Source organism: Candidatus Nitrosopumilus sp. (genome assembly GCF_029882185.1).
In the GTDB taxonomy this organism is placed as follows: Archaea; Thermoproteota; Nitrososphaeria; order Nitrososphaerales; family Nitrosopumilaceae; genus Nitrosopumilus.
In genome coordinates this window covers 1-15,612 of the sequence record NZ_JAOULD010000027.1, presented here as the reverse complement: position 1 = coordinate 15,612, position 15,612 = coordinate 1, and the positions used below count along the sequence as shown (strand labels likewise).

Below are 15,612 nucleotides of genomic sequence, written 5' to 3'. Positions count from 1 at the left end.
TGAACTGAGTTCCAATTACCAAGTACCGCCATCGCCTGCATTAGGATCCATCTTTTTGGCAGGTACGTTTCCATGTGCTTTTTTCATATGTTTTTTTAATCGTTCAGGATCATGTAATTCTGTTCCACATACATCACATTTTGTTTTATGTTCATCCTTTTTACGTTTAAACAAGCCCATAATTTTATAAAATTTTGAAATACATTAAAAATGATACTAAACATCCTTTAAAATCATCAAGACGTGTACGTTCAACTCTACAGATTCACATTCTTTTCATGGTATTTTGGACATCTCAAATTATTAGCGTTTAATTTTTGAGTAAATCAAAAGGCCAACTCCAATAATACTACCCACATGATAATCCCAAGTCCTATTAGCCATTCTTGGGAAAACCAATTAAAATTAGTTATAAGAACAATGCCAATTAAAATTGCAATAACAATCCCTAATGAAAAAATTAGAATGTTTTTGTTCATCTCTATGCTTTTCTAAATGAAGATAAGTAGTTTTGTTCCATAACCATAATTGTGTTAGAAGATATTGTTTATACAAAAATGATTTTTGTATCAATATAAGGCAAGTATCAAATTGAATGGAGAAAAGATTGTACATCAAATACTGTTTACTGAATATTTGTTACACATGAGACTTTGTTTAGGCCTATCGTTCTATTTCTACAAAAATATACTCTTTGTTTGAATTTGGTAGAATCGTCATAATTTCTTGTTCAATCATATCAGTAATCGTTTCAATTTTATCTGTGTCCAAACCATCAATCAAATTCACTTCAATTCCAACTATAACAATAATAGGACTAAGATGCATTGTTTTCATAGTGATAACTTTATTGACTTCAGGTATTGAAGAAACAATATCTATAATCTGTTTTCTATGTTTTGGAGAAATTGATTCTCCTATTAACAGACCTCTGTTTTCTTTTGCCAAGAAAAAAGCAAAAGACATCAACAATACTCCGATAACAATTGAGATTATAGAATCATAAATAGTATTTCCAGTAATGTCTGTAAGCAATATTCCTACAGCGGCAATTCCAATTCCTAACAATGCGGCAGTATCTTCTACTACTACAGTTAGAATTGAAGTGTCTTTGCTATGTTTAAATTCGCTATACAAAGTTGAAGGTCTTACCTTATCACCACGTTCTGTTATAGGTTTTTTAAATTGAACAAGTGCAATTCTTAATGCATTTGCCTCAAAACCAAATGCAATTGCAAGGACAATATAATTTATCATATGATTTTCAAAATGGTGTCCTTCTCCCAACAAAGATGAAAATCCTTGCTCAAGAGATAATATCCCTGATATTCCAAAGATCATAGTAGCGACAACAAATGACCAAAAAAATTGAGATTTACCAAATCCAAATTAATGTAAATCAGTAGCAGGTTTTTTACTTATTTTGATTCCCAGTAACAGTAGAATTTGATTAACAGTATCTGGAGGCAGAGTGATAAGATTCTGCCCACATTGAGGCACTGCCAGTCATTGCAGCTGCAATAAATTTTGTAATTGCTATTCCTAGATTTCCAAAAAGTGCAGCATAAACTGCCTTAGTTGAACCAGTAGCCAAGAGTATTTTTTGTACATTTCCTTATTTGAATGATTAATTCTTTATGTTTTAGAACATTTTTCACATAACACAGGTTTATTTGTAGAATACACTAACTTTGCCTCTTTTTCGGTTACACCGCATTTAAAACATTCATCGACTCTGACCATAATGTAAATGTGTATTTTATAGATAAAAAGATTTGAAGCATATTAGAAAACTAGTTGATCCTAATAATGCTGAAACATTTTCTGCATAGTTTGTTTTTTTGATAAAAAAACAATACCCATAACAGATATTATCAAAATCATCAAAGCGATTTCTGCAAATTCTGGAACTATTGTTGTACCTGTAATAGTTATCGTTTTTGTCTTTGGAGGAATTTCTTTAATTTCTAATGAAACTATATTATCAACAAAATCCTGAGAAAATTTTTCGGTCTTTTTTCCATCAATTGAAACAGAATTAATCCCACTAATCAATTCTGTAGGAAGCAATAATGTCAATGTATTATCTTCATTGATAGTGTTTCCCTTTAATTTCAATAAAATGGATTTTGATTCTTCAATAACACTTGCCTCATTAACTAATCTATTGAATTTGTATTCAACATCAAACAACGTCATGCCATCTCCAGCATCAATTCCAACATTAGATAAAACACTAAACCCGCTAACTACACTTACTAGCCCAGTCCTCCAAGGATGGATTGTGCAATAATATTCAAATTCTCCAACATCATCAAATGTTTTCATAAAAAATTTTCCAGATTCAATCATTCCACTATCAAAAAATCCATCAGGGCCGGATTGAGGATTACCAGAAGTCACGGTATGAGAAACAGTGTCTGCATTTTTCCAGTAAATAGTATCACCCACTATAATTTCTATAAATCCTGAAGTGCTTCCATCCTTTTCACTTGCCCAGTGAAATGGCGCATTTTTGTCTGCAGAGCCAGATGGAATATTAATGTCATATTCAGATTCTGCAAATACTGTCGATATCGGGATTATCATTAATGCCATTAGTAAAAGTGGGAGGATTGTTTTCAAGCACTTTCTTTGCAAATATGCAGATATAAAGAGAAGGGGTAATTTTCAGCACTGAAAAATGTATTTGAAAATTTGATTTATATTTTGAGTTTTATTTTATTTATGGTTTAAATGACAAAAATCCTAACAATATACTTAATCCAATGAAAATGCTTATTGTGATTACCATATGTTGCTGAGCTTTTTCTTTCTCGTAAAAATTTCTAGGTTAATTCTGAATGAAAAGGAATTCTGTATTTTTAAACGTAAATTCTATGCTTTGGCTTTGCTGATCATAACAAATAACTTCAATTTTTCTCAATCCTATCTCATCTTTGGAAGTATACTTAGGTGTATTAATAATTCCTATTTATGATATTTAACAGTCCCCTTATCAATTAGAAACAGTAATCATTTCTATGAAAGATACAATAGATTCCATAGTAAATGATGTGAAATTATATTCAAAGGGATTGGTTAATGCACTTGAAAATAATCATGATTCTGAAGCCATGGATTATGTCCAAAATATGAAAAACTGTTTGAAAATTGTTAATGAATACCTAGAAATGAAAAAAGATATCAAATCTTAGTCATCTAACTATAATAATCATCATTTTATTTTCACTATCCCTTGATTAATCAGATATTCTATTGCCTGGGCATATTCTAAATCAGAAATTAATCCTTGAGACCACCATCCAGCATTTGTTTTTACCCATTGTGGAATGATGATTTTTGAGCTAGATGTAGATTTAGGGATTGCAGAAACAGAAATTGATTCTTTTCCAGTTCCTTCTGAATTCATTGCAGATATCTTAAAATTGTAAGAAACATCATTGGTGAGTTCAGTAACAATAGCATTGTTTGTAGTGTCAGATTTTTGTATTGTAGTAAATATACTAGAACCTGTTTGTGTTTGAATTATTTTGTAACCTGTTATTGGAAATCCATTATCAAATGGTTTTGTCCATTCAAGTTTTACTTGGTTGTCTCCAGGAGTGGCTCTAAGATCTCCTATCTGTGCAGGTACTTTTCCTAAAATCTGGGCTTTGGGCATTGGTGTGGCATATACAATATTTGATTCGGGTCCAATTCCGTCTGCATTAACACCTAGTACTCTAAAACCATATGGAATACCATTTGTTAGACTATCAATTGTAATGCTGGTGCTTTTGCCTATTATAGAATGAGATACAAAAGAGTCTGAACCTGTTTTAAATTCTCGTACTGTGTATCCAGTAATGTCCTCTAATGCCGATGAAGAGACAGACCATGATAATTTAACTTGTCCATCACCTGGAATTACCTTTAATCCAGTAATAGCGATTGGGACTTTGTTGTTAGGAGTAGCACTAACTGCCTTTGATTCCTTTCCAATTCCAATTGAATTAACAGCTGATACTTTGAAGTCATATGATACATTATTCTTTAGTCCAAGAATTGTTGCTGTTGTTGTATCTCCAATGTTTGGATATGTAGTTAAAGTGGTTGAGCCTTTTTCATTTACTGTGATTCTATAACTAGTTATTGGAGAACCATTATCAGAAGGCTCTATCCAGGATAAAAATATCTGGCCAGAACTTGGAATTGCAACTACTCCTCTAACTTGATTTGGGATTGTAGATACAGCAGACTTTGAAGGAGTTGCAGAATCTACATTAGAGTCTGGGCTCTGACCAATTGAATTAACAGCATTAATTTTAAAGGCATAAGATACTTCATTAGTTAATCCTGTAATTTGTGCAGAAATTGCTTTCCCATCAACAGTTTTTTTGTTAAATTCATTGATACCTATTTGCCAATATGTGATTTTGTAGCTTGAAATAGGAGAACCGTTGTCATTTGGTTTTGTCCAAGATAGATTCACTTTACCATCTCCTCTTGTGGCTAGAAAATCAGTAATCATGTTAGGAACATCAGTTGATGGAGAAGAAGGGGATGGTTTTGTTGATGCAATATTAGAGTCCTTACTTGCTCCTGCAGAATTTATTGTAATTACCTTAAAGCTGTATGAAATACCATTTTTTAATCCAGTTGCAGTTGCATGTGTGCTAGTACTTAGATTTGGAAATGTAGTAAAGATGTCAGAACCTGTCTCCCAACTAACAATTTTGTATGAAATTATTGGTGAACCATTATTTTCTGGAGCAGTCCAAGAAAGATGTGCTTCTCCATTACCAGGAACTGCAATCAGATCAGTGATAGCATCGGGAGCAGAACTAGATTGAGCAAATACATTGTAATCATGTGAAACTATCAATGAAATTGAAAATACCATTACAGCAAGGGATAGAAGATTAAATTTCTTTGAAAATAAAGTCATATTTTGTACTCTCTTGTATAGATAATAAGATTGTGGATTAATTGTACGATTCATAATTATTTGTACAATTCCAACAATCGCTGATCAAATTCTATACGATCATCTCTTCGCATATTCTTAGATATTGAAGATATTAATCTGCGAATCAAGAGTAATCATCCTCTTGGAATATCCAAGATAAACCCATTACATCCATTGCACAGGTATTTTGTCTAGACATTATTTTTGGGTGAATTTTTTCTCTTTCTTTTACTGGTGTTTCTACCAGTGTTGTTAAAGGCTCAGATTGCCTTGTTTGTTCGAGTAATAGACTCATGGATTTGGTTCTACAGATTATCTTATAGTAATACTGTTCTCTTTGTGGCATGCCTTTTTTAATTCCAAATTAGTGATGTTTAAATTCACAATTCTTTGATCATGACTGGTTATCTCTATTGAAAATTTCTTTTCTAATAATCGCAGTTATGTTTACAATTTCATTGACATTCACATTTGTCGGATTCATTGCTTTTGAGCTTAGTGTAGAAGAAATGAAGAAATTACTAGGCTCTAGAAATGAAGGATTTGCTTTTAACATGATTCAGGGGTTAGATAAACATGTTGAAAACAGGCTGGCTAATTTTCAAGAATTAACAAATCTAGATCTCATTCATGAAGCATTGATTGATTCCAATACAAGATTTGAGAAAATTCCGGATATTGAATCATATTTAAAAATCAAAGAGAAAGCAATAGAGTTTACAGAATTTGGGCCATCTATTGAAGGGCAAACAAATGAGGTTTTAACAAATGTATTAAGAGACATCATTGAATTTTATCATGAAGAATATGATTTTGATGTTGTTGAAGAGTTATTTGTAACAAATGCTTATGGTGCAACTGTCGCTTTAGCTTCTGGGAAATCAGATTATATCCAAAATGATGAAGAGTGGTGGCAAATATCTAAAGACACTGGAAAATATTTTGGAAAAATACAATTTAATGAAGACTATGATAGTCAATCAATAGATTTTGCTTTTAGAATAAATGATGCGGATGGAAATTTCATTGGAGTATTACGTGTATTAATCACATTAAATGACCTGATTGGACCTTTTACAGAAGAATCTGAAATTATCACCATTCCTGGACGTAGTGTATTGTTACTTGATGAAACAGGAAATTCAATTTTTTCCAATAACCAAATTATTGTTTCAAATACTGTTATGCCATATTTTAAAAATATTGTTCAAGGAAAAGATGTGGGATTTTTTGAATTAGTAGATAACGTAGATGATCTTCAACTAGTATCATATGCAAAATCTACTGGATATAGAACATTTGAAGGATTTGATTGGACCGTGATAGTAGAGCAAAACAGCTCGTCTGTAGTTCAGGAGTTTGTTGAATTACGTAATTCAATATTAGCAGTTTCTATTTCAGGCATGGTGGCTTCAATTATTGGAGGATTGTTAATCTCAAGTATAGTCTCATCACCTTTAAAACGTCTGACGAAAGTTTCAAGAGCCATATCAAAAGGCAATTTTGATGTTAAAATTAAAAAAAGCAGAATTGATGAAATCAAAACCATAGGTGATGCATTTGAGGAAATGGCCAAAAACCTTTCAAAATTAATTGAGACAGAAAAAAAACTCGCCGAAGCTCATGTGAAAATAAAAGATGAAAGATTATCTGCAATAGGGGAACTTGCTGCAAGTATGGCACATGATATGAAAAATCCTCTTGCTACAATTAAAAGTTCAGCACATATCTTACGAAAAGATATTAAAAAAGATGAAGAACTAACGGTAGTAATTAAAAGAATGAACAGGGCTATTGATAGAATATCACATCAAATTGACGATGTGTTAAACTATGTACGAATTACTCCACTAGAAATAAAATCTACTAAAGTTAGCGACGTGTTACAATCTGCAAAAAATTCATTAGATATTCCAAAGAAAATAACTATAGATATACCAGATTCTGAAATTAAAATTAAAGCTGATATTCAGAAACTAGAGATTGTTTTTATCAATATTTTCTTAAATTCAATTCAAGCCATAGGAGAAAATAAAGGAAAAATCAATTGCACGATATCGAAACAAAATTCTATGGCAAGTATAGAAATTCAAGATTCCGGTCCAGGTATTCCTGACAATATCTTTCCTAAAATTTTTGAATCATTAATCACATCCAAACAAAAAGGTACAGGATTAGGATTAGCTACATGTAAAAATGTCATAGAACAGCATCATGGAACCATTACTGCTCATAATAATCCTACAAGATTTACTATAATTTTACCACTTTCCTTAGAATGAATAATTCTATCGAAAGTTTTATCATACTATGAATTTGATTTGAGACATGTCTTCAAAGAAAACTGTTCTTTTGGTTGATGATGATATTGATCTTTTAGAGAATACTGCCTATATGATAAAGAGTTTAGGCTATGATGTGGTTACTGCAGAAAATGGTCAAAAGGCAGTTTTCAAATACAAAGACATTCATCCAAATCTCACAATAATGGATGTTAAGATGCCTAAAATGGATGGATTTGATGCATTTTTTAAGATAAAAGAATTTGATTCTGAGGCTAAAGTGGTATTAATTACTGCATTTGCTGTAGATGAGAAAAAACATCTAAGGGCAAAAAGCATGTCATTAATTTCAACAATGGCAAAGCCTTATTCTTTTGAACAACTTGAAGAAATTGTAACGCAAAATGCCTAAATCAATTAGTTTCCAATTTCTTTAGTTTGCTAAATCTATTGTTATAAAACTTAATGGCTTCATTTACAAAACCATAATACCATTTTTTCAAATCAGTATCTCCATGAATTATTTTTTTCCATTGTTTTGTCTCTAATGATGACCGTTTGCCTGATGAACTGAGTTTAGCAGGAACAAGCAAGTTCGTATAAAACCAAATAGAAATTTGATTTGCCAGTTCCTTTTCTTCTATTTGCTCAAAATTATTTTGATATTTTACATTCAAATAAGTCATTAATTCATAGACAGGGAAATTTGAAATCTTTGCAATCTGAATATTATCCATAAACAAACCTCCTGCCAAATTTTTTAATCTATACACTTCTTTTCCTATATTTGATTTTAGATATGTCCATTTTCCAAAAACCATAGGCAATACATCTGCATATTTTTCTGCCATGGAATCAATTTGTTTATCAGATAGATCCAAGACATCAAGGCAATACAAAATTCCATGTAATGATAATCGGTATTGATCCGCAGGTGCTTTTGCAAAACTCTTTCCATTCTTGACTATTAATCCTACTTCTAGCAATCCTACGGTGTGCTTTCCTCTTGCCATTCTGCCTACAATCAATCTTCTGTATTCTTTTTCCTTGGTTCTGATTCCTCCTACATCATCAAGATGTGTTTTTGCCATTCCCCATGTTGTTAGTGTTCCATTTAATGCCAAAACTTCTAACATTTTTTGAACATTTTCATGATGTTTTGTAGATGGTTTTTTTCTAAAAGAGTATTCTCCAAAAAGTCTCTGGGATGTAGGTCTTGTATACATTTTGTAGGCATGTAAATTCCCATAAATTGTTCCTTGTTCTAAAGGCATACCACATTTTGGAGGGCATGTCAAATAATAACTTCTCTAATCTAATTTGTCAGAAATCACTTCAGTTAATTTAATCTATAATGTTGGATAGCATACCACAAACTTGTAGGTAACAAGTAATAATTCAACATATAATTTCTAAACATGTCATTAGTCACAATAACAAAAAGACATCAGGAAAACAAACTGTCTCAGATTAGAAGTGATGCCGAAAACGCTCTTCTAGTCAGAGAAAAGATATTGTCAGATTTTGCAGGGTTGTCTTGTCTTATCATGAATGACTATCTGGAAGATTGATACTTAATAGAAAAAGAGGAGGTGAAATAATTAATGAATTCAAAAACAACTTTTCTAGCGTTTTTTACAGTTGCTGTTTTATTGACAGGTACCATTACAGGACCTATTGGATTAATTCAATCAGCTGATGCCTTAAAATCTAAAGGTAATTCAGTAAACGCAATTAATTCCAAAAAGGTCTGTGGTGATAGACTATGTTCAGAACCGATAACAGAAAAGAAACCTGTTGAGGAAAAAAAGAAAGAGCAAGTAAAAACTGAAAAGAAAGATGAAACTGCTGAAAAAGATAAAGTGCCAAAGAAAGATACAAAAGCTGAAACAATGGAAGCAGCTAAAGCAATAAGTTCACTAAAGGTTCCAAAGACAGTAACAGGAATGGTTACTTCAGTAGAAGATCCTGGACAAGGGCATGAGAATCATCAGATTGCAATAGTTTTACCACCTAGTGAGAAAACTTATCGTGGTCACATTACATACTCTGCATCTGAAAATGTTCAACTTGTAGCATTGCATGGCCCATTAAAGGAAGGCAAAGCTAAATCACAAGCAATTTGGAGTACTGATGGAAAAACAAAATTTGGTCTAACATTTGTAGATAGAGAAACATCCTCAGGTGTTTGACAGTTTACTGGAAATGCAATAGCACTTCATACGAAAAACACTGAACCATTCACTGTAAGTTACTCTGTTACATATACAGAACATGATATTACAAGTGATAGAGTAATCAGGGGAACTGCTACATCTAGTCAAGATCCTGGAATTGGACACAAGACTCACCAACTTGCAGTATTGTTGGCACCAAATGAAGAAGAACCTAGAAACTATTCAGGACACATAACATTTGATGCATCTGAACCAGTTCAAGTTGTAACTCTACTTGGCCCAATGGATAAATCTGAACTAAAAGGATTGCCTTACTGGACTACGGATGATAAAACATTCTATGCATTAGTGATGGTACCTTCAAAATCAGCTGGTTCTACAATGTTCTCAGGAAATGCTTTGGCACTTCATACCATGTATCAAGAACCATTCACTGTAAGTTACTCCATAGTACTTACAAAATAGTTTTTTTTCTTTTTATTATTTCTAGACAAAATACCTGTGCAATGGATGTAATGGGTTTATCTTGGATATTCCAAGAGGATGATTACTCTTGATTCGCAGATTAATATCTTCAATATCTAAGAATATGCGAAGAGATGATCGTATAGAATTTAATTTGGGGATACAGAAATTATTCAAATAATTTCCTGTATCACAATGTTATTTTTCTAACAATGCTTAATTAGTATAATCTGATACATGAACTGTTGAATGATAAACTAGTTTTGATTGCTTTGTTTATCTTAATTTCAGGGTTATTATTTAATACTGCATACGCTGCAGTTCCTGATTGGGTTAAAAATACTGCAAAATGGTATGGTGAAGGAAAAATTTCTGAGAAAGATTTTCTTGGAGCAATTAAATATCTAATTAATAATGGCATTCTAACTCTTGAAGAAAGCAAGGCAGAATATCCTGAACCTTCTGATTCAAAACAAGAATTAATTGAACATGGAATTAAGGAATTGGTAGAAAAGAATAATCTTTCAGCCCTAGAGTTTTTCAATGCTGCACTAGAAAAGGATCCAAAAGACATCCAATCCATGATTAATAAAGGAATTGTTTTGGCACGTCAAGGGAATTTTGATAATGCAAAACAACTTTTTGATAAGGCAATAGAGTTTACAGAATTAAAAGGGACAGTAGACTACAGAGCTGTTGTTAATGCAGGAATTATAATGTCAATTTATGGTGATCCTGATGAGGCCCTCAGTTATTTTGATCGTGTACTGGAAAATGAAGGTAGTTTACAACAAGAAACTCTAATAGCTGCACTTATCAACAAAGGAGTGACTTTGATGGAACTAGGTTTTCATGAAGAATCATTACAGTATTTTGATAGAGCCTTAGAGATAGAACCAGATAGAATAGGAGCTCTAATCAACAAAGCAAATGCTTTGCAAGATCTTCACAGAGATGAAGAAGCACATCCATTATTCATTAAAGCGCATCAATTAACCAACGAGCCACTAGGCTGGAAACCAAAATTTGTTATCGTGAAAGCCATATTAGGAATTCCGGGATTGAATTAATTTTTAGAAGCATATTTTATAAAATTATTAAAGAATATCAGCATCATGAAATACATTATAAAGGATACACGATTTTTGCTTTATTGTGAAAGTAAAAAACATCACAGTTTTAGGATCAGGTGTGATGGGACATGGAATCGCACAAGTCTCAGCAACTGCAGGATATAATGTGGTTTTACGTGACATTAAACAAGAATTTTTAGATAAAGCAATGGAGAAAATAAAATGGAGTTTAGATAAACTAGTTGCCAAAGAAAAAATTTCCAAAGAAGAAGGAGATGCCATTTTTGGAAGAATTAAACCAATAGTAGACTTGAATGAAGCTGTAAAAGACGCAGAGTTGGTAATTGAAGTAGTGCCAGAAATTATGGATTTAAAAAAATCAGTATATGCAGAACTAGACAAAGCAGCAGGGCCTGAAGTAATATTTGCATCTAATACAAGCACATTACCAATCACAGAAATTGCAAATACAACATCTCGTCCTGAGAAATTCATCGGAATTCATTTTTTCAATCCTCCACAATTAATGAAACTAGTAGAAGTGATTCCAGGTGAGAAAACAGCACAAGAGATTACAGATTTAACACAAGAATATGTGAAATCAGTAAACAAACAAGCAGTACTATGTAGAAAAGACGTACCAGGATTTATTATTAATAGATTATTCATTCCAATGGTTCATGAAGCATGTTATGTAAAAGACAGAACAGGGTTATCATTAGAAGAAATTGATTCAGCAGTAAAATTCAAACTAGGTTTTCCAATGGGAATTTTTGAATTAGCAGACTTTACTGGAATGGATGTGATTCACAAAGCAACAGTTGAAATGCATTTGCGTGACAAAAAAGTAATCAACCCACACCCACTTGTCGAAAAAATGTTTGACGCGAAAAAATTAGGTCAAAAATCAGGAGAAGGGTATTACAAATATTCTGATGACAAATATGAAAGAGTTGCACTATCAGAAGAACTAGCAAAAAAATGTGACCCAATTCAACTTGTTGCAAATATTCTAAACAATGCAGCATGGCTTGTTTCAAATGGTGCAAGTGACATTGAAGAAATTGAAAAAGCAGCACAGTTAGGACTAGGCCTCAAAAAGCCATTATTTGAAACTGCAAAAGAAATAGGTATTAAAAAAATTGTAGAAGAATTAAACAAACTAGCTGATAAACACGGGGAATTTTACAAACCAGATCCGCTTTTGATATCTATGCAATAATCAATTCTAAAATCTTCTTTACAGCTTCTTGGGCATTATCTACACCCAAAATTTTTACATTTTTTCTGTGATCAATGTATCCATCAATGTATTGTGCTACAGGTCCATTTAGATTTCTAATTGCAACCATAGGTTTTTTGTTCATATATGCAGCACATATTTCAGACAGAGTTCCAGAACCACCGCCTATTATTATGACACCATCAGCAGTTAGAGCATTCAAAAAATCACGAGTCAGACCCATGCCAGTAGGAATTACAATATCACAATATTCATTGGCCTCTGAAGCATCTGCTTGAGGAATTATACCCACAGTCAGACCACCGACATCTTTTGCACCATGAGCAGCTGCAGTCATCACTCCCCCCAAACCTCCAGTGATTAAAACAGAATCAGATTTTGCAATTTCCATTCCAACATCATATGCTACTTTTTCATGTTCTGGAGTACACCCATTAGTATTATGACCAATCACTAAGATCTGTCTTTTCTTTACCATGATCAAAGTAATGAAAGTGGTTTGAAATAGATTTCCAAGAGAAAAGGATATTAGTAAAAAATACAGACATAATGCATGGAAAGACGTTCAATGCCAGTATGTTTCAGTGAGAAACAGTACAAAATGATCGAAGAATTTGCAAAGAGAAACGGCATGTTAAATGCAAGTCAAGCTCTTGAGAAAATTCTAAGCCAATAAGTGATTTTTTTGTTATTTTTATTTACATTTATAGATTATATCACATCATGATGATCAAAGGAAATGGGATTATTTAGTAAAAAACCATTATTTTGTAGTGTATGTAACAAAGAACTAACTCACAAACATAAACCAAAAAGAGAATGGAATATCAAAGGTCCACTTTGTGGAGATTGCCATTTTGATAAATCAAAAGAATACTATGAAGGAAAAGTAAGACAACCATGTGTTATATGTGGTACAACTCAGAAAATCACTGATTTGTGGGAGCCCAGATGGCAATGGGATATGGAAGGGTTGTTATGCAAAAAATGTTTTGATGGTAAAGAAGAAGATCATGGTAAGAAAAAAAACTTTTGTTCATTATGCCAAGGTAAAATGGGTTTAATCAGATACAATCCAAAAGGAAGTTGGAAAATTGAAGGTCAATTATGTAGAAAATGCTGGGATGAAAAAAAAGCAGAGTTTGGATGAATTGATATTCTTTAAGAAAATCAAATGTGAGTTGTGTGAAAAAAGATTTTCAAAAGAAGAAGAGATGATGAATCATAAACAAATAATCCATGGTAAAGATTTGCAATATGATTGTAAAGAATGCAACAAATATTTTTCAAATATGGAAGATATGAGAACTCATTTACAAAGAGAACACAGTTACAAAAGAGACAGATAACTATATTGCTTTTACTGTTTTAACCACAGGAGGTCTTACTTTAGTAAACACTCTGAATCCACAAATACATTTGATTTCAGGTAATCGTGACAACTCAGTATTTGAAACAACAGTTCCACATCTCAAACAAGCATAATTTACTTCAAAAGTCTCAACAGGAGTTTCTTCCACTTCGTCTAATTCTTCGTCAACCATGTTTATCATCAAAATTTCTATAATTTAAGGCTACCAGATTATGTTAAAGACAGTTCAATGTAAACATCATCAGGAATTTTTAGTCGCATTAATTGTCTAATTGCCTTATCATCAGCATTGATATTGATAATTCTTCTATGCATCTTCATTTCCCATTTCTCATAAGTTTCAGTTCCACTACCACAAGGAGATTTTCTAGTTGCAACATGTAGTCTTTTTACAGGAAGTGGGGTTGGACCTTTGACTTTGACACCAGTTTTTTTACCAATACCCATGATTTCACCACATACACCATCTAACTTAGGCAGACTAGTAGAGGTGAGTTTAACACGGGCGGTTTGTGTCATAAAAATACGCCTATGGTTTGTACTCTTCGGTAATTTCCTTTACAATACCTGCTGCGATAGTTGCACCCATATCTCTAAGTGCAAATCTACCCATTTCAGGGAATTCTTGGAAAGTTTCGATACATGTTGGTCTCACCGGTCTGATTTTAACAATTGCAGAATCTCCAACTTTAAGGAATTTTGGATTTTCTTCTTCAACTGCACCAGATGCAGGGTTGATCTTTTGGAGGAACTCAGTAACAGTTGCTGCAACTTGTGTAGTGTGGGCATGCATTACTGGTGTATATCCAGGAGCAATTGCTGTCGGATGGTGAATTACAATAATTTGAGCTTTGAATTCTTTTGCAACGTTTGGTGGAGCATCAGGAGTACCAAGAACATCTCCTCTCTTGATATCTTTCTTTTCAATACCTCTAAGGTTGAAACCAATGTTATCACCTGCTTCTGCAGATGGCATTTCAGTGTGGTGAGTTTCAATAGATTTGATTTCACCAAGTGCACCTGAAGGCATTACAATAATTTTTTGTCCTGCTTTCATGACACCAGTCTCTACTCTACCTACAGGTACAGTACCTACACCAGTGATGGAGTAAACATCTTGAATTGGAACACGTAATGGTTTACCTGTTGGTTTTTCAGTAACAGTAAAGTCATCAAATGCCTCTAACAAAGTCTTACCTTTGTACCAAGGCATATTCTCAGTCTTTTTGACCAAGTTATCACCTTTCCATCCAGAAACTGGAATGAATGGTACATTTTCTAATTTGTAACCAACTGATTTGACTAGTTTTTCACCTTTCTCTTTGGCTGCTTTGTATGCATCTTCTTTGTATTCTACGGCATCCATTTTGTTGATTGCAACAATTAGTTGGCTTACACCGAGTGTTTTGAGCAAGAATGCGTGTTCTCTTGCTTGTCCACCTGCTGCAATAGCAGTATCAGTTTCACCTTCTTTTGCTGAAAGTACTAGAATGGCTGCATCTGCTTCAGAAGCACCAGTAATCATGTTTTTAATAAAGTCCCTGTGACCAGGAGCGTCAATCAAAGTAAAGAAGTACTTTGGTGACTCAAACTTTTGGAAAGCTAGATCGATTGTAATACCTCTCTCTCTTTCGTCTTTAATGTTATCCATAACCCAAGCATACTTGAAAGTATCACCTTTTCCGGTCTTCTCGGATTCTGCACCGTGAGCTGCAATAGTTCTTTCATCTACAACTCCAAGATCCATCAAAAAATGACCCATAGTAGTTGATTTTCCATTATCAATATGTCCTGTAACAATCAGGTTCAAGTGTGGTTTATCTGCCATATGAAATGCCTAATCGAGGGCATTTATTACTGTTATGAATTTTTTAAGAAAAGTTAGAAAATTTTCAATTAATTACAGAACATAAAATTTTGCTAAAATACACATAAATCAAAGGGGTAAAAATTAGATTCATGAAGATTACAGTTTCAGTTATCAAAGCAGATGTCGGCGGAGTTGGCGGACATACAAAACCAAGTGATGGTCTAATAGAAGCAATTAGA

23 protein-coding genes are annotated in these 15,612 nt (G+C 32.9%); 12 read left to right on the top strand and 11 right to left on the bottom strand.

Annotated features, from left to right (window positions below; genetic code table 11):
* Positions 1-15: 15 nt before the first annotated feature.
* The 4 genes from OEW78_RS07575 to OEW78_RS07560 form a co-directional block, all read right to left on the bottom strand.
* Positions 16-180 (bottom strand): hypothetical protein, encoded by a 165-nt coding sequence (locus tag OEW78_RS07575; protein ID WP_300326407.1) that lies wholly within the window; start codon positions 178-180, stop codon positions 16-18.
* A 483-nt stretch (positions 181-663) separates the two neighbouring features.
* Positions 664-1,341, bottom strand: a complete 678-nt coding sequence (locus OEW78_RS07570) for a cation transporter (protein ID WP_300326404.1) — start codon at positions 1,339-1,341, stop codon at positions 664-666.
* A gap of 109 nt (positions 1,342-1,450) precedes the next feature.
* Positions 1,451-1,594: a cation transporter gene (locus OEW78_RS07565; protein WP_300326401.1), complete on the bottom strand. Its 144-nt coding sequence runs from the start codon at positions 1,592-1,594 to the stop codon at positions 1,451-1,453.
* A gap of 209 nt (positions 1,595-1,803) precedes the next feature.
* Positions 1,804-2,625 (bottom strand): PEFG-CTERM sorting domain-containing protein, encoded by an 822-nt coding sequence (locus tag OEW78_RS07560; protein WP_300326398.1) that lies wholly within the window; start codon positions 2,623-2,625, stop codon positions 1,804-1,806.
* A 398-nt stretch (positions 2,626-3,023) separates the two neighbouring features.
* Between OEW78_RS07560 and OEW78_RS07555 the strand changes: the two genes are divergently transcribed.
* Positions 3,024-3,197 (top strand): hypothetical protein, encoded by a 174-nt coding sequence (locus OEW78_RS07555; RefSeq protein WP_300326395.1) that lies wholly within the window; start codon positions 3,024-3,026, stop codon positions 3,195-3,197.
* A 20-nt stretch (positions 3,198-3,217) separates the two neighbouring features.
* Here OEW78_RS07555 and OEW78_RS07550 read toward each other — a convergent pair whose 3' ends face one another.
* Positions 3,218-4,930: a fibronectin type III domain-containing protein gene (locus OEW78_RS07550; protein WP_300326392.1), complete on the bottom strand. Its 1,713-nt coding sequence runs from the start codon at positions 4,928-4,930 to the stop codon at positions 3,218-3,220.
* Positions 4,931-5,075: 145 nt separating this feature from the next.
* Complete coding sequence (locus OEW78_RS07545) at positions 5,076-5,246, bottom strand: hypothetical protein (RefSeq protein ID WP_300326389.1); 171 nt, start codon at positions 5,244-5,246, stop codon at positions 5,076-5,078.
* A 118-nt stretch (positions 5,247-5,364) separates the two neighbouring features.
* Between OEW78_RS07545 and OEW78_RS07540 the strand changes: the two genes are divergently transcribed.
* Both OEW78_RS07540 and OEW78_RS07535 read left to right on the top strand, forming a co-directional pair.
* The gene (locus OEW78_RS07540) at positions 5,365-7,233 is read left to right on the top strand and encodes a sensor histidine kinase (RefSeq protein ID WP_300326386.1); all 1,869 of its coding nucleotides are present in this window, start codon (positions 5,365-5,367) and stop codon (positions 7,231-7,233) included.
* Between the two features lie 46 nt (positions 7,234-7,279).
* On the top strand, positions 7,280-7,645 hold the full coding sequence (locus tag OEW78_RS07535) for a response regulator (protein WP_300326383.1): 366 nt from the start codon (positions 7,280-7,282) through the stop codon (positions 7,643-7,645).
* 1 nt (position 7,646) lies between these two features.
* Here the strand turns inward: OEW78_RS07535 and OEW78_RS07530 are convergent, their stop codons facing one another.
* Positions 7,647-8,507 (bottom strand): hypothetical protein, encoded by an 861-nt coding sequence (locus OEW78_RS07530; protein WP_300326380.1) that lies wholly within the window; start codon positions 8,505-8,507, stop codon positions 7,647-7,649.
* Positions 8,508-8,651: 144 nt separating this feature from the next.
* Here OEW78_RS07530 and OEW78_RS07525 point away from each other — a divergent pair, with 144 nt between their 5' ends.
* From OEW78_RS07525 to OEW78_RS07505, 5 genes are all read left to right on the top strand, one after another.
* Positions 8,652-8,804 (top strand): hypothetical protein, encoded by a 153-nt coding sequence (locus OEW78_RS07525; RefSeq protein WP_300326377.1) that lies wholly within the window; start codon positions 8,652-8,654, stop codon positions 8,802-8,804.
* Positions 8,805-8,837: 33 nt separating this feature from the next.
* On the top strand, positions 8,838-9,425 hold the full coding sequence (locus tag OEW78_RS07520) for a hypothetical protein (protein WP_300326374.1): 588 nt from the start codon (positions 8,838-8,840) through the stop codon (positions 9,423-9,425).
* A 174-nt stretch (positions 9,426-9,599) separates the two neighbouring features.
* Positions 9,600-9,875 carry a hypothetical protein gene (locus tag OEW78_RS07515; RefSeq protein WP_300326371.1) on the top strand — a complete coding sequence of 92 codons (276 nt, stop codon included), beginning with the start codon at positions 9,600-9,602 and terminating at the stop codon, positions 9,873-9,875.
* 245 nt (positions 9,876-10,120) lie between these two features.
* On the top strand, positions 10,121-10,945 hold the full coding sequence (locus OEW78_RS07510; protein WP_300326368.1) for a tetratricopeptide repeat protein: 825 nt from the start codon (positions 10,121-10,123) through the stop codon (positions 10,943-10,945).
* An 85-nt stretch (positions 10,946-11,030) separates the two neighbouring features.
* On the top strand, positions 11,031-12,170 hold the full coding sequence (locus OEW78_RS07505; RefSeq protein ID WP_300326365.1) for a 3-hydroxyacyl-CoA dehydrogenase: 1,140 nt from the start codon (positions 11,031-11,033) through the stop codon (positions 12,168-12,170).
* Here the strand turns inward: OEW78_RS07505 and OEW78_RS07500 are convergent.
* A complete protein-coding gene (locus OEW78_RS07500) occupies positions 12,160-12,669 on the bottom strand; it encodes a TIGR00725 family protein (RefSeq protein ID WP_300326363.1) in 510 nt (169 codons plus the stop codon). The two genes, OEW78_RS07505 and OEW78_RS07500, sit on opposite strands and share 11 nt — an antisense overlap.
* Before the next feature lie 75 nt (positions 12,670-12,744).
* On the opposite strand from OEW78_RS07500, the gene OEW78_RS07495 reads away from it, so the two are divergent.
* The 3 genes from OEW78_RS07495 to OEW78_RS07485 all read left to right on the top strand — a co-directional run bounded on the left by OEW78_RS07495 (position 12,745) and on the right by OEW78_RS07485 (position 13,540).
* Positions 12,745-12,867, top strand: coding sequence for a hypothetical protein (locus tag OEW78_RS07495; protein ID WP_300326362.1), 123 nt, complete (start codon positions 12,745-12,747; stop codon positions 12,865-12,867).
* Positions 12,868-12,930: 63 nt separating this feature from the next.
* Positions 12,931-13,341 carry a hypothetical protein gene (locus tag OEW78_RS07490; protein ID WP_300326359.1) on the top strand — a complete coding sequence of 137 codons (411 nt, stop codon included), beginning with the start codon at positions 12,931-12,933 and terminating at the stop codon, positions 13,339-13,341.
* Complete coding sequence (locus OEW78_RS07485; RefSeq protein WP_300326356.1) at positions 13,316-13,540, top strand: C2H2-type zinc finger protein; 225 nt, start codon at positions 13,316-13,318, stop codon at positions 13,538-13,540. The genes OEW78_RS07490 and OEW78_RS07485 overlap by 26 nt, the downstream gene beginning before the upstream one ends.
* Here the strand turns inward: OEW78_RS07485 and OEW78_RS07480 are convergent, their stop codons facing one another.
* The 3 genes from OEW78_RS07480 to tuf are packed head-to-tail and all read right to left on the bottom strand — an operon-like array spanning position 13,541 to position 15,391.
* On the bottom strand, positions 13,541-13,744 hold the full coding sequence (locus OEW78_RS07480; RefSeq protein ID WP_366523050.1) for an RNA polymerase Rbp10: 204 nt from the start codon (positions 13,742-13,744) through the stop codon (positions 13,541-13,543).
* Between the two features lie 29 nt (positions 13,745-13,773).
* On the bottom strand, positions 13,774-14,082 hold the full coding sequence (gene rpsJ / locus OEW78_RS07475; RefSeq protein ID WP_008299200.1) for a 30S ribosomal protein S10: 309 nt from the start codon (positions 14,080-14,082) through the stop codon (positions 13,774-13,776).
* A 10-nt stretch (positions 14,083-14,092) separates the two neighbouring features.
* On the bottom strand, positions 14,093-15,391 hold the full coding sequence (gene tuf / locus OEW78_RS07470) for a translation elongation factor EF-1 subunit alpha (RefSeq protein ID WP_300326349.1): 1,299 nt from the start codon (positions 15,389-15,391) through the stop codon (positions 14,093-14,095).
* Between the two features lie 131 nt (positions 15,392-15,522).
* Between tuf and OEW78_RS07465 the strand changes: the two genes are divergently transcribed.
* The coding region (locus OEW78_RS07465) for a fructose 1,6-bisphosphatase (protein ID WP_300326409.1) at positions 15,523-15,612 on the top strand (90 nt) is incomplete at its 3' end.